The sequence below is a fragment of the Nonomuraea solani genome, from assembly GCF_900108335.1.
GTDB classification, from domain to species: domain Bacteria; phylum Actinomycetota; class Actinomycetes; order Streptosporangiales; family Streptosporangiaceae; genus Nonomuraea; species Nonomuraea solani.
On the sequence record NZ_FNVT01000005.1, the window covers coordinates 380864 to 403170 of the forward strand.

At 72.0% G+C, this 22307-nt stretch carries 24 protein-coding genes and 1 riboswitch; of the genes, 6 read left to right on the forward strand and 18 right to left on the reverse strand.

The window, feature by feature from the left end:
* Window positions 1–41 precede the first annotated feature (41 nt).
* From thiE to C4V41_RS21435, 3 genes are read right to left on the reverse strand one after another with little or no spacing between them, the layout of a single operon-like run.
* Entirely contained in the window at window positions 42–680 is a 639-nt protein-coding gene (thiE, locus tag C4V41_RS21430; protein ID WP_235030283.1) for a thiamine phosphate synthase, read from the reverse strand.
* A complete protein-coding gene (locus C4V41_RS60785; RefSeq protein ID WP_235030284.1) occupies window positions 658–1032 on the reverse strand; it encodes an Rv2175c family DNA-binding protein in 375 nt (124 codons plus the stop codon). Before C4V41_RS60785 ends, thiE begins: the two co-directional genes overlap by 23 nt.
* A 30-nt stretch (window positions 1033–1062) precedes the next feature.
* Complete coding sequence (locus C4V41_RS21435) at window positions 1063–2232, reverse strand: NAD(P)/FAD-dependent oxidoreductase (protein ID WP_235030285.1); 1170 nt, start codon at window positions 2230–2232, stop codon at window positions 1063–1065.
* A 52-nt stretch (window positions 2233–2284) separates the two neighbouring features.
* Window positions 2285–2400, forward strand: a riboswitch (TPP riboswitch).
* Here C4V41_RS21435 and thiO point away from each other — a divergent pair.
* From thiO to pknB, 4 genes are all read left to right on the forward strand, one after another.
* Window positions 2390–3520, forward strand: a complete 1131-nt coding sequence (gene thiO, locus C4V41_RS21440) for a glycine oxidase ThiO (protein ID WP_103957663.1) — start codon at window positions 2390–2392, stop codon at window positions 3518–3520. Its footprint overlaps the riboswitch before it by 11 nt.
* The gene (gene thiS / locus C4V41_RS21445) at window positions 3517–3717 is read left to right on the forward strand and encodes a sulfur carrier protein ThiS (RefSeq protein WP_103957664.1); all 201 of its coding nucleotides are present in this window, start codon (window positions 3517–3519) and stop codon (window positions 3715–3717) included. Before thiO ends, thiS begins: the two co-directional genes overlap by 4 nt.
* A complete protein-coding gene (locus tag C4V41_RS21450; protein ID WP_103957665.1) occupies window positions 3710–4465 on the forward strand; it encodes a thiazole synthase in 756 nt (251 codons plus the stop codon). The genes thiS and C4V41_RS21450 overlap by 8 nt, the downstream gene beginning before the upstream one ends.
* A gap of 113 nt (window positions 4466–4578) precedes the next feature.
* A complete protein-coding gene (pknB, locus tag C4V41_RS21455; protein ID WP_103957666.1) occupies window positions 4579–6489 on the forward strand; it encodes a Stk1 family PASTA domain-containing Ser/Thr kinase in 1911 nt (636 codons plus the stop codon).
* 74 nt (window positions 6490–6563) lie between these two features.
* Here pknB and alc read toward each other — a convergent pair whose 3' ends face one another.
* From alc to C4V41_RS21470, 3 genes are read right to left on the reverse strand one after another with little or no spacing between them, the layout of a single operon-like run.
* Window positions 6564–7508 carry an allantoicase gene (gene alc, locus C4V41_RS21460; RefSeq protein ID WP_103957667.1) on the reverse strand — a complete coding sequence of 315 codons (945 nt, stop codon included), beginning with the start codon at window positions 7506–7508 and terminating at the stop codon, window positions 6564–6566.
* Entirely contained in the window at window positions 7509–8819 is a 1311-nt protein-coding gene (gene allB / locus C4V41_RS21465; RefSeq protein ID WP_103957668.1) for an allantoinase AllB, read from the reverse strand.
* On the reverse strand, window positions 8816–9976 hold the full coding sequence (locus C4V41_RS21470) for a glycerate kinase (protein ID WP_103957947.1): 1161 nt from the start codon (window positions 9974–9976) through the stop codon (window positions 8816–8818). Before C4V41_RS21470 ends, allB begins: the two co-directional genes overlap by 4 nt.
* 158 nt (window positions 9977–10134) lie before the next feature.
* Between C4V41_RS21470 and C4V41_RS21475 the strand changes: the two genes are divergently transcribed.
* A complete protein-coding gene (locus tag C4V41_RS21475) occupies window positions 10135–11295 on the forward strand; it encodes a winged helix DNA-binding domain-containing protein (protein WP_103957669.1) in 1161 nt (386 codons plus the stop codon).
* On the opposite strand, the gene C4V41_RS21480 is transcribed toward C4V41_RS21475, so the two are convergent.
* The 8 genes from C4V41_RS21480 to C4V41_RS21515 all read right to left on the reverse strand — a co-directional run bounded on the left by C4V41_RS21480 (window position 11276) and on the right by C4V41_RS21515 (window position 17026).
* Window positions 11276–11503 carry an EF-hand domain-containing protein gene (locus C4V41_RS21480; protein ID WP_235030286.1) on the reverse strand — a complete coding sequence of 76 codons (228 nt, stop codon included), beginning with the start codon at window positions 11501–11503 and terminating at the stop codon, window positions 11276–11278. The two genes, C4V41_RS21475 and C4V41_RS21480, sit on opposite strands and share 20 nt — an antisense overlap.
* A gap of 23 nt (window positions 11504–11526) precedes the next feature.
* On the reverse strand, window positions 11527–12915 hold the full coding sequence (locus C4V41_RS21485) for an 8-oxoguanine deaminase (protein ID WP_103957671.1): 1389 nt from the start codon (window positions 12913–12915) through the stop codon (window positions 11527–11529).
* Window positions 12912–13385, reverse strand: a complete 474-nt coding sequence (locus C4V41_RS21490) for a (2Fe-2S)-binding protein (protein ID WP_103957672.1) — start codon at window positions 13383–13385, stop codon at window positions 12912–12914. Before C4V41_RS21490 ends, C4V41_RS21485 begins: the two co-directional genes overlap by 4 nt.
* Window positions 13386–13416: 31 nt before the next feature.
* Window positions 13417–14277, reverse strand: a complete 861-nt coding sequence (locus tag C4V41_RS21495) for an FAD binding domain-containing protein (RefSeq protein ID WP_103957673.1) — start codon at window positions 14275–14277, stop codon at window positions 13417–13419.
* Window positions 14278–14282: 5 nt separating this feature from the next.
* Window positions 14283–15143 (reverse strand): factor-independent urate hydroxylase, encoded by an 861-nt coding sequence (gene pucL, locus C4V41_RS21500; RefSeq protein WP_103957674.1) that lies wholly within the window; start codon window positions 15141–15143, stop codon window positions 14283–14285.
* Entirely contained in the window at window positions 15144–15443 is a 300-nt protein-coding gene (uraH, locus tag C4V41_RS21505) for a hydroxyisourate hydrolase (RefSeq protein ID WP_103957675.1), read from the reverse strand.
* Window positions 15440–15940 (reverse strand): 2-oxo-4-hydroxy-4-carboxy-5-ureidoimidazoline decarboxylase, encoded by a 501-nt coding sequence (gene uraD, locus C4V41_RS21510; protein ID WP_103957676.1) that lies wholly within the window; start codon window positions 15938–15940, stop codon window positions 15440–15442. The genes uraH and uraD overlap by 4 nt, the downstream gene beginning before the upstream one ends.
* 84 nt (window positions 15941–16024) lie before the next feature.
* Window positions 16025–17026: an NADP-dependent oxidoreductase gene (locus C4V41_RS21515; RefSeq protein ID WP_103957677.1), complete on the reverse strand. Its 1002-nt coding sequence runs from the start codon at window positions 17024–17026 to the stop codon at window positions 16025–16027.
* A 181-nt stretch (window positions 17027–17207) separates the two neighbouring features.
* Here C4V41_RS21515 and C4V41_RS21520 point away from each other — a divergent pair, with 181 nt between their 5' ends.
* On the forward strand, window positions 17208–18047 hold the full coding sequence (locus tag C4V41_RS21520; protein WP_103957678.1) for a deoxyribonuclease IV: 840 nt from the start codon (window positions 17208–17210) through the stop codon (window positions 18045–18047).
* Window positions 18048–19246: 1199 nt separating this feature from the next.
* On the opposite strand, the gene C4V41_RS61945 is transcribed toward C4V41_RS21520, so the two are convergent.
* The 4 genes from C4V41_RS61945 to C4V41_RS21535 all read right to left on the reverse strand — a co-directional run bounded on the left by C4V41_RS61945 (window position 19247) and on the right by C4V41_RS21535 (window position 22089).
* Window positions 19247–19402 carry a hypothetical protein gene (locus C4V41_RS61945; protein WP_160150350.1) on the reverse strand — a complete coding sequence of 52 codons (156 nt, stop codon included), beginning with the start codon at window positions 19400–19402 and terminating at the stop codon, window positions 19247–19249.
* Between the two features lie 82 nt (window positions 19403–19484).
* Window positions 19485–20225: a LytR/AlgR family response regulator transcription factor gene (locus C4V41_RS21525; protein ID WP_103957948.1), complete on the reverse strand. Its 741-nt coding sequence runs from the start codon at window positions 20223–20225 to the stop codon at window positions 19485–19487.
* A gap of 66 nt (window positions 20226–20291) precedes the next feature.
* Window positions 20292–21437 carry a sensor histidine kinase gene (locus tag C4V41_RS21530; RefSeq protein ID WP_103957679.1) on the reverse strand — a complete coding sequence of 382 codons (1146 nt, stop codon included), beginning with the start codon at window positions 21435–21437 and terminating at the stop codon, window positions 20292–20294.
* Between the two features lie 55 nt (window positions 21438–21492).
* Complete coding sequence (locus C4V41_RS21535) at window positions 21493–22089, reverse strand: molybdopterin-dependent oxidoreductase (protein ID WP_235030287.1); 597 nt, start codon at window positions 22087–22089, stop codon at window positions 21493–21495.
* Window positions 22090–22307 lie beyond the last annotated feature (218 nt).

Consider the following 22307-nt stretch of genomic DNA (forward strand, 5'->3'; position numbering starts at 1 on the left):
GGGCGGCTCAGGCCGGGCCGGCCGGCGGCCGGCCGATCCGGTCAACCGGCGCTCAGCCGCTTGGCGAACTCCGCCGCGGCCGCCCCGGGGTCGTCGGCGTCGGTGATCGCACGCACCACGACCACCCGGCTCACCCCGTACGACATGACCTCGTCGAGGTTGGCGAGGTCGATGCCGCCGATCCCGAACCACGGCCGCGAGGTCCCGAGCGACGCCGCGTGCGCGAGCAGCGGCGGGCCGGGAGCCGGGCGGCCGGGTTTGGTCGGTGTGGGCCAGATGGGACCGCAGCAGAAGTAGTCGACGCCCTCTTCCACGGCCGCGGCGGAAGCCTCGGCTGCGGAGTGGGTGGACCGCCCGATGACGATGCCGTCGCCGAGTATCTCTCGCGCGACCGTCACAGGGAGGTCGTCCTGCCCCAGGTGGAGCACGTCGGGCCGGGCGGCGTAGGCGAGATCCGCCCGGTCGTTGACCGCCAGTAGTCTGCCGTGCCGGTCACAGGCGTCGCGGAAGATCTCGAGGAGCGCGAGTTCTTCGCGCGCCTCCAGGTTCTTCTCCCGCAGCTGGATGATGTCCACGCCGGAAGCCAGCACCACGTCGAGGAACTCTGCCAGATCGCCGCGGTCGCGGCGGCCGTCTGTGCAGAGGTAGAGGCGGGCCTCAGAAAGCGAGGGCTTGGGCACGCCGCTTGACCTCCGTGTGACGGCCGGCCCGGATCGCCTGGATGGGCGATCCCGGCAGAGACTCGTCAGGGGTGAAGAGCCAGCGCAGCGACTCGACATCGTCGTAGCCGGCGTCCCGCAACACGGTCAGTGTGCCGGGCAGGCCCTTCATCACATCCTTTCCGTCGAGGAACACCGCGGGCACGTGTGGCCCGCCGCTCCCCCGGCGCACGCCGAGGAGCTTGTGGTCCTTCAGGAGCTGCTTGGCCCGCCCGATCGAAAGGTCAAGGCGCGAGGCCACTTCGGGGAGCGTGAGCCACTCTTCGACGAGCTGCTCGGTCTCCCGGTCGATCTGTGCAACAGAAAGCGTCACGAAACCACAACTACCACATGCCGTCCTTGCTCAAACAACACAATCCCGTAGGGGGACTTGTGGATCTACCAGGCGCTCCGTGTCGAGGCGGTGGCCCGCCTCGATGATTCTGCGCCCCTGTACGAGGTCGCGCGGCCGATCGACGGCCAGCACCGCGGCCAGGGTGTCGTCACCCGTGAGCCAGACGGCCGACCATTTGCCCTCGGGTTCGCCGCGGTAGACCAGCCGCTCACCCGCGGGGTGGTGGCCGGCGTACTGCAGCATGTGGCCGAACTGCTCCGACCAGAAGTACGGCACCGGATCGTACACGCTCTCCTCCCCCAGCAGCGTCGCCGCGGCGACCTCGGGGGCGTTGAGGGCGGTGTCCCAGTGCTCGACCCGGAGCCTGGTGCGCCAGCGGGGGGACCACCAGGCGGCGCAGTCGCCGACGGCGACCGTGTTCGGCAGCGAGGCGCGCAGGTGCTCGTCGGTGACGACGCCGTTGTGCAGGTCGATGTCGGCGTCGGCGAGCCATTCGATGGCCGGCCGTACGCCGATGCCGGTGACGACCGCGTGGGCCTCGACGAACTCGCCGCCCACCAGGCGCACGCCGCCCTCGTCCACGGAGTCGACCATGGTGCCGAGGCGCAGGTCGATGCCGTCGTACCAGGGCTCGGTGCGGGCGCCGATCTCGGTGCCGACGGCGGTCGCGAGCGGCGTGGCCGCGGCCTCGATCACCGTCACGGAGCAGCCGGCGCGGCGGGCCGCGGTGGCGACCTCGGCGCCGATCCACCCCGCGCCGATGATGGCGACGCGGGCGCCGGGCACGAGCATGGCCCTGAGCTCGTGGGCGTCGTCGAGCGTGCGCAGCACGTGCTGGGGGCCGTCGCCGGGCAGCCTGATCGGCTCGGTGCCGGTGGCGATGACCAGGCCGTCGTAGCCGAGCTCGCCCTCGGTCGTCTCCACGACGCCCTCGCGCAGGGACTTGGCGCTGACGCCCGCCCAGAAGTCGACCTCCATGGCGGCCAGGTCGATGTCGACGAAGCTGGTGTCGCTCTCGCCGGACAGGACGGCCTTCGACAGGGGCGGCCGGTCGTAGGGACGGTGCCGCTCCTGGCCGATCAGGGTGATCCGGCCGGTGAATCCGCGCCCGCGCAGCGCCTCCACGGTCCGCACACCGGCAAGGCCCGCTCCTACCACCACGACATGGTTCACGTTCATGACCATAACGGGGGCCGTGCGTGGCCATCGCACCGAGGCCGTAGGGTGGAGGCGCAAGACGCGCGGGAGTCCGGCCATGACCGGGCTGAGAGGAAGGCACACCGGGCCTTCGACCGCAAGACACCTGATCCGGATCATGCCGGCGAAGGGAGCGCGGATGGATGTGATCGTGGGTGGCGGGGTCGTCGGCCTCTCCATCGCCTGGCGGCTGGCCCGTTCGGGGCGGCCCGTCACCGTGGTGGATCCGGCCCCGGCCTCGGGGGCCTCACACGCGGCCGCGGGGATGCTGGCGCCGGTCAGCGAGGTGACGTACACGGAGACGCCGCTGCTGCGGCTGGGCGCGGCGTCGCTGCGCCGCTGGCCCGCCTTCGCCATCGACCTGGCCACCGACGCCGGGCTGGACACCGGGCCCGGCTCTTCCGAGGAGCCGTTCGCCGTGCCGGGGCTGGATCTGCGGTCCGACGGGACGCTGGACGTCGCGTTCGGGGCCGACGACCTGGCCGCGCTGGACGAGCTGGCGGCGTACATGGAGAAACTGGGGCTGCGGGTCGAGCGGCTGACCGGCCGCGAGTGCCGCCGCCTGGAGCCCATGCTGGCCCCTTCCGTGCGCGGCGGCCTGCTGGCGCCCGGCGACGCCTGGGTGGATCCGCGCCGCGTGACGGCCGCGCTGCTGACCGCCCTCGGACGACTGGGCGTCCCGGTGGTGCGCGCCCGCGCGACCGGGCTCCTCCGCGACGGTGACACGGTCTCCGGCGTACGCCTCGCACCGCCGGCGGGTGAGATTCCCGCCGACCGGGTCGTGCTGGCCGCCGGCGCCTGGAGCGGCGAGCTGGCCGACGTGCCCGTGCGGCCGGTCAAGGGCCAGATCATGCGGTTGCGGTCCCCGCGCCCGCTGCTCGGCCGGTGTGTACGCGGCATTGTCCACGGCTCGTCGGTCTACCTCGTCCCCCGGGGCGACGGCGAGCTGGTGGTCGGGGCCACGCAGGAGGAGATGGGCTTCGACACCAGGGTGACGGCCGGCGGGCTCTACGAGCTGCTGCGCGACGCCAGGGAGCTGGTGCCGGGCATCACCGAGCTGGAGGTCGCCGACGTGGTGGCGGGGCTGCGGCCGGGCACCCCGGACAACCTGCCGGTCATCGGGCCCAGCGGGACACCGGGGCTGACGCTGGCCACCGGGCACCATCGCGGCGGCGTGCTGCTGGCGCCGCTGACCACGGCCATCCTGCTGGGCGAGGAGAGCGAGCTGGCCGCGTTGTGCGCGCCGGAGAGATTTCGGGATATTTCATGATTGTCAATATCAACGGCGCCCCCCATGAGGTGGCCGACGGGATGACGGTGGCGCAGGCCGTACGGACGTTGACCGCGGCCACCACCGGAGTGGCCGTGGCCCTGAACGACGAGGTGGTCATCCGCAGCGCCTGGGAGACGACGGCGCTCAGCGACAGTGACCGCGTGGAGGTTCTGACGGCGGTGCAAGGTGGATGATCTGATCATCGCCGGGGAGAAGTTCTCCTCCCGGCTCATCATGGGCACCGGCGGCGCGCCCTCCCTGGAGGTGCTCGACCAGGCGCTGGCCGCGTCCGGCACCGAGCTGACCACGGTGGCCATGCGGCGGCTCGACCCGGCCGCGCGCGGCTCCGTGCTCGACGTGCTGCGGACGCGCGACATCAAGGTGCTGCCCAACACGGCCGGCTGCTTCACCGCGGGCGAGGCCGTGCTGACGGCCCGGCTGGCCAGGGAGGCACTCGGTACGCACTGGGTCAAGCTCGAGGTCATCGCCGACGAGCGCACGCTGCTGCCGGACCCGATCGAGACGTTCGACGCGGCCGAGCGGCTGGTGGCCGACGGGTTCGTGGTGCTGCCGTACATCGGGGACGATCCGGCGCTGGCCCGGCGGCTCGAACAGGCCGGCTGCGCGGCCGTGATGCCCCTGGGCGCGCCGATCGGGTCGGGGCTGGGCATCCGCAACCCGCACAACATCGAGCTGATCGTGGAGGCCGCCTCCGTGCCGGTGATCCTCGACGCCGGCATCGGCACGGCCAGCGACGCCGCGCAGGCGATGGAGCTGGGCTGTGACGCCGTGCTGCTGGCGACGGCGGTCACCCGGGCGCGGCGGCCCGATCTCATGGCGGCGGCCATGAAGGGCGCCGTGGTGGCCGGGCGGCTGGCGCGGCAGGCGGGCCGCATCCCGCGCCGCCGCTACGCCGAGGCGTCCTCACCGACGACGCCCTGAATGGTGTTATGTGGGGTTTTGTCCCTGGCGAGAGCCCGGCAACGAGCACGGCTCCGCATCGGTTTCGGGCGGTCGGGCCCTCCCAGTGGCAAAACGCCCGTAAACTCAGCGGGGTGGATACGACGACTGCGGACCCCCTGGTCGGGCGGCTCCTCGATGGGCGCTACCGCATCGAGAGCCGAATCGCCCGGGGCGGTATGGCGACCGTCTACCTCGCGCTGGACATCCGGCTCGACCGGACGGTGGCGCTGAAGGTCATGCACCGCTCGCTCGCCGAAGACCCGGCCTTCGTCAGAAGGTTCATCGGCGAGGCGAAGTCTGTCGCCAGCCTCTCCCATCCCAACGTGGTGCACGTCTTCGACCAGGGCACCGACAACGACGTCGTCTACCTGTCGATGGAATACGTCCCGGGCAAGACGCTGCGGGACATCCTGCGCGAGCGCGGCCGGCTGCCCGCCCGCGAGGCGCTCGAGATCCTCATCCCGGTGCTCGCCGCCCTCGGCGCGGCCCACCAGGCCGGGATGGTGCACCGCGACGTGAAGCCCGAAAACGTCCTGATGACCGACGACGGCCGGGTCAAGGTCGTCGACTTCGGCCTGGCCAGGGCGATCGAGGCGACCAACCAGACCCGTACCGGCGTGATGATCGGCACGATCGGCTACATGGCGCCCGAGCAGGTCATGACGGGCGCCGCCGACGTGCGCAGCGACGTCTACGCCGCGGGGATCATGCTGTTCGAGCTGGTCACGGGGCAGCAGCCCTACGACGGCGAGACCCCGATGTCGGTGGCCTACCGGCACGTGCACGACACCGTTCCCGCGCCGTCGTCGGTGACCCCCGAGGTGCCGCCGCTGGTCGACACGCTGGTGGCGAGCGCGACCGCCCGTGAGCCGCACAACCGCCCGGCCGACGCGACCGCCATGCTCGTGGCCGCCGTCGACACGCACCGGATGCTGCCGCGCACGACCACGCCGCCGGGCTCCGGGCCGATGATGAACCAGTCGCAGCCGTACGCGCGGACCACGGTCTCGCCCGCCCCCTCCATGCCGCAGGCCGCGCCCGCCCACACGCTGATCCAGCCGCGGGCCGAGGCGGCGCCGCAGCGGCGCGGGTTCAAGCCCAACTGGTTTCTGGTGACCCTCGCCGCCGTGATGGTGGTCGCGGTGGGCCTGACGGGGTGGTACTTCTCGCAGCCCGAATACGTCACCGTGCCCAACCTCGTCGGCAGTGACATGGCGATCGCCGAGCAGAGCCTCACCGGGGCCGGGCTGCAGATGCGCAAGGCCGAGGGCGTCTACGACGAGAAGATGGCCGAGGGCCTGGTGCTCAGGAGCGACCCCGCGTGGAAGACCGAGCTGGAGAAGGGCGGCGTCGTCACGCTGGTGCCCTCGCTCGGGCCCAAGCGGGTGGCCGTGCCCAACGTGGCGGGCATGGACGGCAACGCCGCCCGCGCCGCGATCGCCGAGGCCGGGCTGACCGTGGGCTCGGTCAAGCGCATCGCCAACCAGGACGTCGAGCGCGACAAGGTCATCCGCACCTCGCCGCAGGTCGGCGAGAAGGTGAAGGAAGGCGCGAAGGTCGGCATCTTCGTCAGCGCGGGGCTGGTCATGCCCGACGTGACGGGCATGCCGAAGGACGAGGCGGCCGGCTACCTGGGTGGGCAGGGCTTCCAGGTGCAGGTCAACGAGGTCGACGACGACGCCGAGCCGTGCACGGTCATCGCCCAGACCCCGAAGGCCAAGGCCGAGACCGACAAGGGCGCCCCGGCCGTGATCACAGTGGCGCGCTGCCAGACGGACTTCTGGGAGTGGTTCCAGGGCGACAACGAGGGCCGCGACGACCAGCAGTTCAGCCTGGTGCCGCCGGTGATCGGCAAGGACATCAAGGACGCCACCACCGAGTTGCGGGCGCGCGGGTTCCAGGTGCGGGTGCAGCGGCTGAGCAACGGCGGCGTGGTGCAGTACCAGCGGCCGCTGCCCAACAGCGAGCGGCCGGCCGGCTCCACGGTCTTCCTCTGGCAGTAGGGCTTCCTCCGGCAGTAGGGCGCGCGTTCCCGCCGTCAGGGCCCGCCCCGCCTCGGGCGGGCGCGGGCCGGCGGTCAGGTCAGGTGGCCGTGGAGGCGGACGCGGGCCAGGCCGCCGTCCGGGTAGATGTCCACCCGCACGTGGGTGACCGGGTCCCGGTGGCTCAGGCGGAAGCGGTGCGGGGTGTCGGGCTGGAGGCGGGTCACCGGCAGGAGTGGCACCTCGCGTGCCCCGTCCAGCCCGGTCAGTGACACCTGGCCGGGCGCGTTGAACAGCAGGTTCGTGGTGTCGATCTCGGCCAGCCTGATGAGGCCGCGCCCGGCCAGCCGGATGACGAGCCAGTCGTTGCCGTCGTCTCGCCGCCGGGCGGTCTCCCAGCCCTCCGCCTGGTGCCTTGCCAGCCCGGGCGCGATGACGTTGTTGGGCGCCGAGTAGAAGTCGTTGGAGCAGGACGTGACCAGGGCGCCGTTCGCGAGCGCGGCCAGGTCGAGGCTCAGGCCGTCGTGGACGGACAGGTCGGGGCGCACCTCGCCGTGCACTCTGAGCCTGGCCACGCCTCCGTCGGGGTGGATGGTGAGCCGTACGTGGGTGTAGCGCGTCTCGTCGGCGACGTCGAAGTGGTGCTCGGCGTCGCCCTTCAGGCCGGTCTTGGGGACGATCTCCGTCCACGGGGCGGCCAGGAGCTCGGCCGGTGACGGGTGTCCCTCGACGGCGGTGGCCTCGACGGAGGCGTACGGGGGGTAGTTGCCCTTGAACCAGGCCGTGTCGATCACCACGCCGCGGATCACGCCGGGGAGGCCGAGGCGTACCAGGGCCCAGTCGTGGCCGGGTTCGCGGCGGCGGCGGGTCTCCCAGCCGTCGTAGACCTGGCCCTTGTTGCCGAACGTCTCCGCCAGGAAGCCCGGCCGCCCCGGCCTGATCAGGCTCTCCTTCTCGGCGAACGACTCGTCGCTGGCCGCCACGACCGAGCCGCCCAGGGCGCGGAGGGCGAGGTCGGGCAGATCGGTGAAGCGGGACATCTACTGCGCTCCCAAGAGGAATCGTCCGTGCGGCTCGCCGTCCACGGGCCGGCCGCGTAGCCAGGTGGTCAGGACGACGCCCTTGAGCGTGCGGCCGTGGTATGGGGTGACTGGGTTCTTGTGGTGGAGGAGGGCGGCGTCGACGAGGTGGGCGGCGTCGGGGTCGAAGGCGACCAGGTCGGCATCATTGCCCACTTTTATCCCGCCTTTTCCCGAAATATTGGCCAAAGCAGCGGGATTTTCGGACATCCAGCGGACCACGTCGCTCAGCCCGTACCCTCTCCTCCCGGCCTCCGTCCACATCGCCGGCAGGCCGAGCTGGAGCGAGGCGATGCCGCCCCACGCGGCGGCGAAGTCGGGCACCTTGAGCTCGGCCGTCGACGGCGAGTGGTCCGACACCACACAGCTCAGCACGCCCCTGGCCAGCCCGTCCCAGAGCAGGTCGCGGTTGGACTCGGAGCGGATGGGCGGGCAGCACTTGTACACGGTCGCGCCTTCGGGCACCTGCTCGGCGGCCAGCGTCAGATAGTGCGGGCAGGTCTCGGCCGTGACCGCCACGCCCCCGGCCCTGGCCGTCTCCAGCACGTCCAGGCAGTCGGCGCTGGAGACGTGCAGGATGTGCACCCGGGCGCCGGTCTCGCCGGCCAGCCGGACGACCCGTTCGACGGCGCTGCGCTCCGACGCTCCGGGCCGCGAGGCCAGGAACTCCCCGTACGTCGGCCCGCCCGGCTCCGCCAGCAGCGCCGGATCCTCGGCGTGCACGACCATCAGCCCGCCGAACCCGGCGATCTCCGTCAGGGCCTCCCGCAGCTCGGAGGTGGTCAGCGGCGGGAACTCCTCGACGCCCGACGGCGACAGGAAGCACTTGAACCCGAAGACCCCGCGCTCGTGCAGGGGCGCCAGGTCCTTGAGGTTGCCCGGCACGGCGCCGCCCCAGAACCCGACGTCCACGTGGCACTGCCCGCGCGCGGCGCGCCGCTTGGCGTCGAGCGCCGGCACGTTCACGGTGGGCGGCAGGGAGTTGAGCGGCATGTCCACGATCGTGGTGACGCCGCCCGCGGCGGCCGCCCTGGTCGCCGAGTCGAAGCCCTCCCAGTGTGTGCGTCCGGGCTCGTTGACGTGGACGTGCGTGTCGACCAGGCCGGGCAGCAGCGCCAGGTCGCGCAGGTCGATGTCCTCGGCGGCGGGCAGCGGCGCGGCGTAGTCGTCCAGGGCGGCGATCTTCTCCCCCCGTACGGCGACCGCGGCCGGCCGCTCCCCCTCCGGCGTGATCGTCCTGCGGGACCTGACGACGAGGTCGAATCGGGTCATCCATCCCCCTCCGGGAGGCGGTCGGCGGCGAGCCGGGCGGCGAGGCGTTCGAGCAGCGGCCCGGCCTGCGCCATGCATTGGGCGGGGTCGGGCTCCAGGTCCGTCAGGGCGTACGCGGCCTCGATGCCCGCCGCCCGCACCTGCTCGTCGGTGAGCGTACGGCGGCCGCAGACGGCGACCACGGGCACGCCCGCCCTGGCCGCGGCCTGCGCCACACCGACGGGTGCCTTGCCGCGCAGCGACTGCTCGTCCAGCGACCCCTCCCCCGTGATCACCAGCCGCGCACCCCGGACGGCCTCACCGAACCCCAGCAGGTCGAGCAGGTAGCCGATGCCGGGCCGCAGCTCGGCGTGCAGGAACGCCAGCGCCGCGAACCCGACCCCACCGGCGGCACCGGCCCCCGGCGCGCCCGCCACACCCATCGCACGCGGGATGTCGTCGTGCTCGACCGCCCCCATGAGCCCATGCGTGAAGGCCGCCACGGCCGCCAGCCGCGACAACGCCCCCTCCAGCGTCTTGACGTCCTCGGGAGTGGCCCCCTTCTGCGGCCCGTAGACGGCGGCGGCGCCGTGCGGCCCGAGCAGCGGATTGTCCACATCGCTCGCCACCACGAACTCCACCCCGGAGACGTCGAGGAACCCGGACATGTCGATCTTCGCCAGCTCCCGCAACGCGGCCCCGCCCCTGGCCAGCTCGCGACCTTCGGTGTCCAGCAACCGGGCCCCCAGAGCCTGCGCCATGCCCGCGCCCCCATCGGTGCACGCACTACCGCCCAGCCCCAGAACCACCCGCTTGGCGCCTCGCCGCACGGCGTCCGCGATCAGCTCACCGGTGCCATAACTGGTGGCGGTCAACGGCTCACGCCCTCCAGGCAGACGCCGCAACCCGGACGCCTCGGCCAGCTCGACCACGGCGGTGCCGTCGGTGGGATGCCAGGCGTAGGAGGCGGCGATCCGCTCCCCCGTGGGCCCGGTGACCTCGATGCCGACCCGCTCGAAGCCCCCCGCCACGGCGGCGTCCACGGTGCCGTCACCACCATCGGCCACCGGCAGCTCGACCGTGGGCACGCCCAGCCCGGCCGACACCCGGGAAGCCACTTCGGCCGCCGTCAGTGACCCCTTGAACTTGTCGGGGGCGACTAGAACGTGCTGAACCACTACGAACTCCCACCTGATGATGAACAATGTCCTGACACGCCTTCCTGCCCGGTGCGAGCGGGCAGGAAGGCGTGACTCATCATCACATCCCGGCCGGTTCGGCACGTCGTCAGGTGGGTGGCCCTCCAGCTAGGCTCAGGGCCGGATAGGGGGCGTTCGTGCGGATATCGACGCGGCAGCGGCAGGCGCGGCTCGGGCTTCGGCATCGGCTGGTCCGTAAGGCGGCCACGCCCGAGGAGGCGGCGGCGTCCGTGGTGGCGTTGCACGGCACCGATCCGGCGACCGTGTTCCTGTCGGCGGGCGCGCGCCTGGCCGCCCCTGGTCCCGAGCCGGTCGAGCGGGCCCTGTACAGCGCGCACACGCTGGTGCGGATGACCGGGATGCGGCGCACGATCTTCGTGGTGCCGGCGGAGCTCGTACCGGTCGTGCATCACTCCTCCGGGCTGGCCATCGCCCGCAAGGAGCGCGCGTTGATGCTGAAGACGTTCGGGGAGGGCGGCTGGGACGCGGCGGCCCTCGACGACGTCGCGGCGGCGGTGCTGAAGGCGGTGGCCCAGACGGGCGCGGCGACGGCGGCGGAGCTGGGCGCGCTGGAGCCGCGGCTGCGCGAGCAGGTCAGGGTGGCCGTGGGCAAGCCCTATGAGGGAGTGGTGAGCCTCGGCTCCCGGCTGCTGTTCGTGATGGCGCTGGACGGCCTGCTGGTACGCCGGGCGCGCGCCTCCGGCACCTGGGTCAACGGCACGCACCGCTGGGACCTGGCCCCGGAGATCGCCGAGCTGGCCGTGCACGACGCCCAGGCCGAGCTGGTACGCCGCTGGCTGACCGCCTTCGGCCCCGGCACCGAGTCCGACGTCAAATGGTGGACCGGCTGGACCCTCAAGGACGTGCGCCGGGCCCTGGCCGCGACGGGCGCGGTGCCGGTCGAGCTGGACGAGGGCGTCGGCCACGTGCTGCCGGACGATCTGGCGGAGGTCCAGGAGCCCGAGCCGTGGGCCGCGCTGCTGCCCGCGCTCGACCCGACTCCGATGGGCTGGCAGGGCCGCGACTGGTACCTGTCTCAGGCGCATCGGGCCGAGCTGTTCGACCGGAGCGGCAACGTGGGCCCGACCGTCTGGTGGGACGGCCGGGTCGTGGGCGGCTGGGCGCAGCGGCCCGACGGTGAGATCGTCTGGCGGCTGCTCTCAGACGTGGGCGCGGACGCGCGAACCGCCATCGAGGCCGAGGCGGCCGGGCTGGCCGCCTGGCTCGGCGATGTCCGGGTGACGCCCCGCTTCCGGACCCCGCTGGAGCGGGTGCTGTCTATGACACCGTCCGGATGAACTCCTCGAAGGAGTAGCGTCCGTCCTGGTCGGAGTCGGCATCCTGGCTCATCGCCCCGAGCGCCTCGGCCGGCAGGTCGGGGAAGTGCCGCTTCAGCTCCGTCTCGCTGATGTAGCCGTCGCCGTCGGTGTCGATCGCGGCGAAGGTGGTCTTGAGCTGCGCCAGCCGCTCGTCTGGGAGTTCCGCCGACACGGGTCCGCCTTTCATGCTCCATTCCGAACATTCACACCTTAATGGTCACGATGGATCTCCTTCGCGGCGGTGACCCCTCGCTCCTCGGCGAGCCGCAGCAGCCGCCGGTGCGCCTCGGCCCCGGCGCGCCCGGCCTCGTCCTGGGCCACGGTCTGGAGTTCGCCGTCGGCCACCACGGTCCGGCCGCCGACCAGGACCCGGGCCAGCGGCGGCGGGGGCCCGAAGACCAGCGCGCAGACCGGGTCGGTGACGGCGGCGGTGTACGGGCCGTCGATCCGCCACAGCGCGAGGTCGGCCAGCTTGCCCGGTTCCAGGGTGCCCAGCTCGGCCTCCCTGCCCAGGTTGCGGGCGCCGCCCAGCGTGGCCAGCTCCAGGGCCTGGCGGGCGGTGAGGGCGGCGGGGCCGTAGCGGGCGCGCTGGAACAGCAGGGCCTGCCGCATCTCCCCCGCCAGCGGCGTCAGCTCGGACGAGGCGTTGCCGTCCACGCCGATCCCGACGTTGACCCCCCGGCGGAGCATTTCGGACACGCGGGCGATGCCCGCCCCGAGGCGCCCGTTCGACGAGGGACAGTGCGCGGAACCGGTGCCGGTGGCGGCCAGCTTGCCGATGTCGCCGTCACTGAGGTGCACGGTGTGGGCCAGCCACACGTCGGGGCCCAGCCAGCCCAGCTCCTCCATGTAGTCGACGGGCCGCATCTTGAACCGCTCCAGGCAGTGCTCGTCCTCGTCGAGGGTCTCGGCGACGTGGGTGTGCAGGCGTACACTCTTGGCCCTGGCCAGGGCGGCGGACTGCTTCATCAGCTCGCCACTGGCGGAGAACGGCGAGCACGGCGCGACCGCGACCCGCAGCATCGAGGAGAACGACGGGTCGTGGTAGGTGTCCACGGCCTCGGTGGTGGCGGCCAGGATGTCGTCCAGCTCCTCGACCACGACGTCCGGCGGCAGCCCGCCCTTCGACTCGCCCAGGTCCATGGAGCCGCGCGCCGGATGGAACCGCAGCCCCACCGCGCGGGCGGCCTCGATCTCGGCGGCCAGCAGGTCGCCCCTGCCCTTGGGGAACAGGTAGTGGTGGTCGCTGGAGGTGGTGCAGCCCGACAGGGCCAGCCAGCCCAGCCCGGCGGTGGCCGCGCCGCCGACGACCTCGGCGTCCATGGCGGCCCAGACGGGGTAGAGCGCCACCAGCCACTCGAACAGGGTCGCGTCCTGCGCGAGCCCCTGTGAGGCCCACTGGTAGAGGTGGTGGTGGGTGTTGACCAGGCCGGGGGTGGCCAGGCAGCCGGTGCCGTCGATGCGGGTTCCGGCCGCCTCGGCGGGCGCTGGGCCGGGGCCCAGCGCGGCGATCCGGTCGCCCTCGATCCGGATATATCCGGATTCGATCTCGGGGCCGGCGACCGGGGCGATGGCGACGTTCTCGATGAGGACGCTCATTCGGCGCCCGCCTTGCGCGCGGCGGCCAGCCGTACCGCGTCGAGGATCTTCTCGTAGCCGGTGCACCGGCACAGGTTGCCCGCCAGCGCCTCCCTGATCTCGCCGTCCGACGGCCGCGGCACGCGTTCGAGCAGGTCGTGGGCCTGGACGAGCAGTCCGGGCGTGCAGAAGCCGCACTGCACGGCCCCGCACTCCACGAACGCCTCCTGCACCGGGTCGAGGCGGCCGCCGTCGGCCAGGCCCTCGACGGTACGCACCCGCCGGCCCTCGGCCTGCCCGGCGGCGACCAGGCAGGCGCAGACCGGCACGCCGTCGAGGTAGATCGTGCACGAGCCGCATTCGCCCTGCTCGCAGGCGTTCTTGGAGCCGGGCAGGCCGAGGCGCTCGCGCAGGACGTACAGGAGGCTCTCGCCCTCCCAGACGTCCTCGGCGCTCTCCTCGCGGCCGTTGACGGTGAACGTGACCCGCATCAGGCGGCCCTCCTTCCCAGATGGACGCGCATCAGGCGGCCCTCTTTCCCAGATGGTCGTTCCAGGCCCAGGTGAGCGTGCGGCGGGCCATCACGCCGATGGCGTGCACGCGATAGGCGGCGGTGCCGCGCACGTCGTCGATCGGCGCGGCGGCCCGCGCGCACAGGTCGCCGAAGCGCCGCAGCAGCGCGGGGTCGAGCGGCGCCTCCCAGTCGAGCTCGGCGGCGAGCAGCTCTTCGGCCTCCAGCGCCCGGCGCGGGGTGGGCGCGGCCGAGCCGATGCCCGTGCCGACCCGCCGCTCGCGCGGGTGCAGCGCGATCGCGAACGAGCACACCGCGATCACCATGGCGTTGCGGGTGCCGACCTTGGAGAAGTATTGGGGGCCGGTGGCGGGCGGCACGTGTACGGCCCTGATCAGCTCGTCCGGCTCCAGCGCGCTGCGCTTGACCCCGAGGTAGAACTCGGCGGCCGGGATCATCCGGACGCCGCGCTCGCGCGACTCCACCTCGACCACCGCCCCGGCGGCCAGCAGCGGCGGATGGCTGTCGCCCGCGGGCGAGGCCGCGCCCAGGTTGCCGCCGACCGAGCCGCGGTTGCGGATCTGCGGCGAGCCGACCGTGCGCGACGCCTGTGCCAGCCCCGGCAGCGGCCCGGCCAGCTCCTCGATCACCATCGTGTACGGCACCGCCGCCCCCACCCGGCAGTGCCCGCCCGTCATGCTCCACTCTCGCAGCTCGGCCACCTGAGTGAGGTCGAGCAGCGCCACGGGCCTGCGCACGTCGAAGTTGAGCTCGACCATCACGTCGGTACCGCCCTGGATGGGCACCGCCTCCGGCTGGTCCGCCTTGGCGGCCAGCGCCTCCTCCCACGTCGTGGGCCGCAAAAAGTCCATTTCCCCTACTCCCAGGCGAATCCGGCGTCAGGTGCGTCCTCGCGCAGCACGCCGCCCTCGATGAGTCCGTACGGGCGGTCGGCGGCGTAGAAGACCTCGTTGTCGTTGTCCAGGCCGAACGGGGACAGGTCGACCGGGAAGTGATGCTTGTTCGGCATGGCGAGCCTGATCTCGCAGATCTCGGGGGCGGATTTGAGGGCGCGCTCGCCCATGGCGTACAGGGTCTGCTGAAGCGACAGGCTGTGGGTGTCGGCGAAGGCGTCGAGCAGGGCGTTCCTGACCTGTTCGTAGGAGGGCTCGTACGCGGAGTCATCGCCGGTGTGGCGCCACTGGGCGGATACGGCGGTGGCGAGGATGCGGTCGGTGGTGGGCTGGAGGGTGGTGTAGTCGTCCACGATGTAGCCGTGGAACTCCGAGCCCGTGGAGTTGAGCACCACCAGGTCCTTCAGGCCCGACACGACGGTGCTGCGGCCGTCCCTGTCGTGGTGGACCAGGCAGGTGCGCACCTCGCCGCCCTCGCGTACGAACGAGTGCGGGCCGGCGCGGCGCCAGCCGTACTCGTCGATCTCCACTCTGGCGTGGTGGATGGAGGGCTGCGACTCGACGAAGTGCCTGGCCAGCAGCAAGGCGAACGCTTCGATCTGGCCGACGCCGTGCCGGCGGGCGAACGCGTACGCGGTGTTCTTCTGCGTGTCCGTCGGCAGGACGGCGGCGTTGTCGCCGGTCAGGTGGGCGGCCTCCATGTCGCCCGACAGCGACGTGGTGACGCTGATGTCCTTGATGTGGTGCACCGGGCCGTCCCTGACCACGCGGACGAGCCTGGTCTCCGCCTTGCCGTAGCGGTTGGCGCCGAGCTTGACCGGCATCTAGCTCCCTCGGTAGGTGGAGTAGGCGTACGGGCTGAGCAGCAAGGGCACGTGATAGTGCTGCTCGGGGTCGGTCACCGTGAAGGTGATGACGACTTCGGGGTAGAACGTCTCCTTCAGGTACGCGCCGGTGTCGAAGACGACGCGGTGCACTCCGGCGGCCGGGTCCCAGCCCTTGATGCGGCCGTCGTCGTCGGTACGCCCTTCGGCCACGATCCGGCCCTCGTGCTCCAGGCGTACGCGGACGCCGGCGGCGGGCCGCCCGGTGACCGCGTCCAGCACGTGCGTGGAGAAGCTCATGTCCCCTCCTTCATGAGCTTGCCCAGCCGCAGGCGGGTGATCGCGGCCAGTTCGTCACGCACGACCTCGCGCTCGCGCTCCGCGGAGTTGCCCAGCCGCTCCTGGAGCCTGGCGAGCAGTTCCGTACCGGTCAGCCCGGTGGCGCAGACCAGGTAGACGTGCCCGAATCGCTCCTCGTAGGCCCGGTTCCCCTCGGTCAGCGCCACGCGCACCTCGTCCTCCACCCCGGCCTGCTCCTGCCGCGACCAGGACGCCTCCCGGCCGTCGCCGCCGGCCCGCTCCCCGATCCGCGGATGGGCCGCCAGCGCCTCCAGGACGTCGGGCCAGTCCAGCTCCCGCACCGCCGCCTCGGCGGCCGCGGTGAGCCCTCCGAGGTCGCGGTACGGCCGCAGGGCCGCCACCTTCCCGGCGAAGACCCGGGAGGCGCAGCAGGTGAGCAGCTCCTCCTCGGCCCCGGACGGGGACCGGGCGTTGAAGGCGTCGAGCGAATCGGGCATGTCAGAAGTACACACAGGCGCCCCATGCCCGGTCCATCCGCGAGAACTCCCAACCGGCGACCCCGATGACCGGTGTTTTTCGTGTCATGCTCCAATCTCGATGACGGCCTTGCCCTTCGCATGCCCCGCGACCCACCCGGGCAACGCCTCCGGCACCCCCTCCAGCGGCACCCGGTCCACCACCCGCACCCGCAGCCGGCCCGCCTCGATGAGCCCGGCCAGCTCCGCCAGCATCTGACCGGTGACCTGGTTGATGACGTTCACACCACGCAGCCCGCGCGCCGCCAGGGCGTGGGGGTCGAGCGCGTGCACGGTGCTGCAGATGACGCCACCAGGACGCAACAGCTCCTCCATGGGCCCGGTCGAACCTGCCAGATCGACCAGGTCGAGCACCGCGTCGAGCCCTTCGGGACGCACCCGCCGCACCTGATCGGCAACCAGGACCCCCGCACGCCCTTCAGCACCCTGCCCGCCCGCTTGACCACTCATGCGGTCGCTCGTGTGGTCGACGGTCTCGGCCGCGCCCAGGTCGCGTACGAGGTCCTCGTCGACGGACCCGGCGGTGGCGATGACGTGCGCTCCCCGCAGGGCCGCGAGCTGGATCGCCGCCTGGCCCACCCCACCCGTCGCCCCGACGATCAGGACCGTGTGGCCCGCGTCCAGGCGGGCCGCCTCGACCAGGTCCCTGGCGGTTCCCGTGGCGGTGGGCACGGCCGCGGCCTGCTCGGGGAGCATGCCTTCGGGCATGTACGCCACCGGCCCGTCCTCCGCCACCACCCCGTACTCGGCATAGCTGCCCAGGCCGCGAGCGGGATCGGTGAACCGGCCGTACACCTCGTCGCCAGGCCGGAACCGGCTCACCTCCGCACCCACCGCCACCACCACCCCGGCGCCGTCCTGCCCCATGATCAGCGGAAACCGGGGCGACATCCGGTCCTTCATGGCACCGCTAGCGATCTTCGTATCGACCGGGTTGTAACCCGCCGCGCGCATCCGTACCAGCAACTCGCCCGGAAGCGGCACCGGCTCCGGCACCTGCACGAGCTCCGGATCCGCCCCGAAGGCGGAAATGGCGATGGCGCGCATGAACGTGTCCCCCTATGGCTGTGCGTCCATCCCTGCCTGCAGCCGGACGCCTGGTCTGGTGTCCTGCGGACGAGGGAGGGCGTTCCCCCTGCCGGCCTGCGCGAAAGACCATTTGAGGCAACCTTTGTACGCGTGCGGACCAGCGGAAGTGTCCGTGGCTGCGCCTACACTGAAGGGCATCATGACCCTGACATCCCTGATCGGCGGACACGTGTCCGTGACGGGCGGCCTGGCGACGGGCGGCCTCACATACATGGCCGAGATCGGCGCCGAGATCATCCAGGTGTTCGTCACCAACCCACGCGGCTGGGCGCTCACCGAAGGCAAGCCCGACCAGGACGCCAAGCTCGCCGAGTCCGGCGTCGAGACGTTCATCCACGTGCCCTACCTCGCCAACTTCGGCTCGCCCAGCCCTGAGACGCTGGCCAACTCCATCGCGATCGTGCGGCACACGCTGCGCCGCGGGGTGGAGACCGGCGCCAAGGGAGTCGTCGTGCACACCGGCTCGGCGGTGACGCAGTCGCGCGACGACGCGCTGCGCCAGTTGCGGGAGAACCTGGTGCCGCTGCTCGACGAGATCCCCGACGGCGGGCCCGACCTGCTGCTGGAGCCGATGGCGGGCCAGGGCGCGATGTTGTGCGCGACCGTCCAGGACCTGGAGCCCTATCTGGCGGCACTCGACTGGCACCCGCGGGCCAACATCTGTCTCGACACCTGCCACGCCTTCGCCGCCGGGCACGACCTCGCCACCGAGGACGGCGTACGGGAGACGTTCGACGCCCTGCACAAGATCGCGCCCGGGCGGCTCAAGCTGATCCACGCCAACGACTCCAAGGACGTGTGCGGCGCGAAGAAGGACCGCCACGAGAACATCGGGGCCGGGCACATCGGCGCCCCGGCGTTCGGCCTCCTCATGCGCCACCCGGCGGTGGCGGGCGTGCCGCTCTGCATCGAGACGCCGGGCAAGGCGCCGCAGCACGCCGAGGACATCGCCCTGCTGAAGAAACTGCGCGACGGCTGACCACAAAGCCCCGGCTGACCGCCCGACGTCCGACCACGCATCGGAATGACCGCCCGGAATGACCGCAAGGTCCCGAAGGGCGAAGGTCCCGCAATGGGGGATAAAACCCCGAGTGGGAGAGGAACCGTGATAGGGGCGCCCGCTAGCGCGATCCGGCCGCCCCCGAAGGCCGGATCGCGACGTCGAGACCGGTGGCCTCGGCGGGCGCCCCTTCACGGATCCGACTGACGGGCCCAACCCCCCGGTCGAGGGCCCGACAGCCGCGGTGACCTGCGTGGTCACCGGTGAAGTCGGCGCATCAGACCTGCTGTGAGCCTTTCGGCTCGTCCCCCCCGATGCGCCGCGGTGGCTTTCCGATGGGCGAAACACTACGGTCGCGATCATGTGGGCGAAACCCTGTTTACGGTCAGCGCGTTGAACGGTCTGTAGTCATCGGTATACGGAGAGTGCTATTGAGATGAGCGGTCTTCGGGGGGCGACGAACGGTAGGTTCCTGGGCCTGCAAGATGCCCCGGCAAGTGCATCCTGGCCATCATCCAGCCCACTCCGTGCGGCTTCCGACCCGGTGTGACCAGGGAAATCACTACCATCACGGCAAACGAGACCGGCACGGCGACCGATGCGGGGTAGGAAGCGAACACCCCCATGTTCACGCCTGCCCACTCGCCGATCACAAGCACTGCCGTCACGCCCCCTCCGAGCGCGAACCCGGCCGCCACGCGGGCCGGTCGCGGGCCGGTCGCGGGCCGGTCGCGGGCCGGCAGCACCGCCGCCACGGCGCCGTGGAAGGAGCGCACCTCCGCCCACGTCGGGCAGGCCGACACCGCGCCCCCATGGCCATGAGGACGCCCCCGGACGTAGCCCGGAAGGGCGCCGCGAACGTCTCAGCCGCCAGCGATCCCGTGAGCGCCTCTCCAGGAGCCCCGGGAAGCACCCTGGCGGGCAGTGGCAGCACGATCTCGTCCACCACGACACCGGACACGCGCACGTGCCCCAGAACGCCGTACAGGGCGGCATGGCCAGAACACGGCCAGCAGCACCTGTGGGGCCACGAGAGAGCGCCAGGGCGGCGCGGCGTGGATGCGCGGCACCCACCATGACGCCCAGAACCCGGCACGAAGGCGATTGCGGTCAGCACCGCGACGGTCATCTCTCCGGCCGCTCCGCCCGTCTGAGCTGCGGCACGGTCGTCTCTCCAGCTACTCTGCTCGCCCGAACCGCAGCACGGCCAACTCCATCCACGCTCCCTGCGCGGCCAGTGAGAGCGCCGCCCAGAGCCAGGGGGCGGGCATCCGCTGGGCGAGCGCCGGGACGCCCACGGGCGGGCCGGCGACGGCGCCGGCGGTCAGCAGCACCCGCCGTAACTACCGGGCGACGATGGCCGCCGCCATGTCGGGAGGCCCATTCACCAGATGACATCTCCGCGCTGGCGGCCCGTCACGAGATGACGCCCCTGTGCTGGCGTACGAGCTGCTCCCGCACCTGCCGGCTGTGCCGGCGGCTGACCTGCAGTGTTTCGGTGCCGACCGTGAGTGTCACCCGCCCGCCCTCGAACCGCAGCTCGCTGACGTGCCGCGCCGAGACCAGCGTGCTGCGGTGGATGCGGATGAACCCGGCGTCCGACCAGCGCCGCTCCAGCGCGGCCAGTGACATGCGCACGAGGTAGCTGCCGTCCACGGTGTGCAGGCGCACGTAGTCGCCCTTGGCCTCGGCGAACCAGACGGCCTGCTGTGGCACGAACCTGGTGCGCCCGCCCAGTTCCACGGGAATGACGTCGTCCTGGCCGGGCTCGGGGGCGGGCGCGGAGGCGGCCTCCAGCCGGCGTACGGCCTCGGACAGGCGCTCGGCGCGGACGGGCTTGAGCAGGTAGTCGACGGCCTCCAGCTCGAACGCCTGCACCGCGCACTCCTCGTGCGCCGTGACGAACACCAGCCTGGGCGGGCTGGGGAAGCCGCCGACCAGCCGGGCCAGGTCGAGGCCGTCGAGCCCGGGCATGCGGATGTCGAGGAAGACCCCGTCGAGCCGCTCGCCGCCGCCGATCATCTGGACCATGTCCTGGAGCGCCGTGACGCCGTCGGCCGCGGTCGTGACGTGTTCGATTCGGTCGTCCTGGCGCAGCAGGTAGGCCAGCTCCTCCAGAGCGGGCACTTCATCGTCGACGGCCAGAACTCTCAGCATGTCCACCACGCTGCCGTATGAAATCAGAGGTCACCAGTGGCACGCCAGCATAGCGTAATTAATTGACTACATTGAGCCAAGTTGGGCCTTGGGCACGCGCAGCCGCACCTTGGTGCCCGCCCCCAGCGCCGTCTCCACGACGAGCCCGTAGCCGTCGCCGTAGATCTGGCGCATCCGCAGGTCCACGTTCGCCAGCCCGATGCCGCTGCCCTCGCGCGCGGGGTCCTCGTCGAGCATGCGACGGGCGCGCTCCGGGTCCATGCCGGCGCCGTCGTCCTCGACCGTGATGTGCGCCTCGGGGCCCGCGTCGCGGACGACGACGCGCACCTCGCCGGAGCCGCCGCGGCCGCGCATGCCGTGTTTGATGGCGTTCTCGACCAGGGGTTGCAGGCACAGGAACGGTACGGGAACGGGCAGCACCTCCGGCGCCACCTGCATGCTGAAGCGCAGTTTGTCGCCGAATCTGGCACGTTCCAGGAGCAGGTAGCGGTCGACGCAGGTCAGCTCGTCGGCCAGGGTGGTGAAGTCGTGGGCCCTGCGCAGGGCGTACCGGGAGAAGTCGGCGAAGTCGAGCAGGAGCTCGCGGGCCCGCTTGGGGTTCGTACGGACGAACGAGGCGATCGTCGTGAGCGCGTTGTAGACGAAGTGCGGCGAGATCTGGGCGCGCAGGGCTCGCATCTCGGCCTCCATCGCGCGCCGCCGCGAGGCGTCGAGGTCGGCCAGTTCGAGCTGACCGGAGACCCAGCGGCCGACCTCGGTGACGGTACGCACGAGCGCGGCGCTCACCTCGTCGTCGAACGCCGCCAGCGCGCCCACCACCGTGCCGTCCACGGTCAGCGGCACCACGACGGCCCCGTGCGGCTCCCCCGGGAACACCCGGGTGTGCCCGGCGGCCAGCGTGACGCGGGCGTAGGTGAGCACGTCGTCCGTGCACGGCCCGTCCCAGGCCAGCGCGGCGTCGGTCGAGGTGATCGCGACGGCGTGGGTGCCGAGCAGGGTGTGCAGATGGCGTACGGCCTTGCGGGCGGAGTCGCGGTCGAGCCCCGCGCGCAGGGCCGGGGCGGCCAGCGCGCAGATGTGCAGGGTGGTGAACGTCGCCTCGTCCTTCCTGCGCTCCTCCTGCCGCCCGTGGCGGCGCCACGAGACGCGGGCGAGGCCGTAGCCCAGGAGGAAGGTCAGGGAGGACAGCGCCACGCACACGGTGGTCAGCATGCGGGCCACCGTAGCCAAGAACAGAGTGTGTCCGGGGGAAAACCCGGAGTGAAGTCTAGGGGGGTCCCTCGCCGGGTTCTTCCTGGTAGGAGTAGCGCTGTTCGCGCCAGGGGTCGGCGATGTTGTGGTAGCCGCGCTCCTCCCAGAAGCCCCGGCGATCCTCCAGCAGGTATTCGATGCCGCGCACCCACTTGACGCTCTTCCACGCGTACAGGTGCGGCACCACGATCCGCAGCGGGAAGCCGCGGTCGGGGCTGAGCGGCTTCTCGTCGAGCTCCATGGCGAACAGCGTGTCGGGCGCCGCGAAGTCGGCCATGCGCAGGTTGGCGCCGTAGCCGTATTCGGCCCAGATCATCACATGCCGTACGCCGGGGTCGGGCGGGACGGCCGCCATGATCGTGGCCGGGGTGACGCCGCGCCACTCGTTGGCCATGAGGGAGAACTTGGTGACGCAGTGGAAGTCGGCGACGCGCGTGCTGCGGGGCAGTTGCTCGAAGTCGCTCCAGGGGATCCGGTGCTCCTCTCCCGAGGCGGTGGCGCCGAAGACCATGAAGTCCCAGCTCTCCGGTTTGAAGACGGGAACCCTGCCGTAATGGATCACGGGTCGGCCGCGCGGGACGTACTGGCCTGGAGGCAGGCGCGACTCCTCCACGATCACTCCCCTCACCGATCTCGCGTCTTGGGCCATCCTGCCATCGCCCCGCCCGTGCCTCGCGAGCGGGTGCGGTGCGCTACCATTACGAGCTATGCGCACCGCGTGGCTGTTTTGGTATGGCGACGGACCCGAGTCCGTTCGCCATCTGACGCTGCGCTAGCAGACAGGCGAACGAAAGGCCCCGGGTCCACTGGACCCGGGGCCTTTCGTGTTTT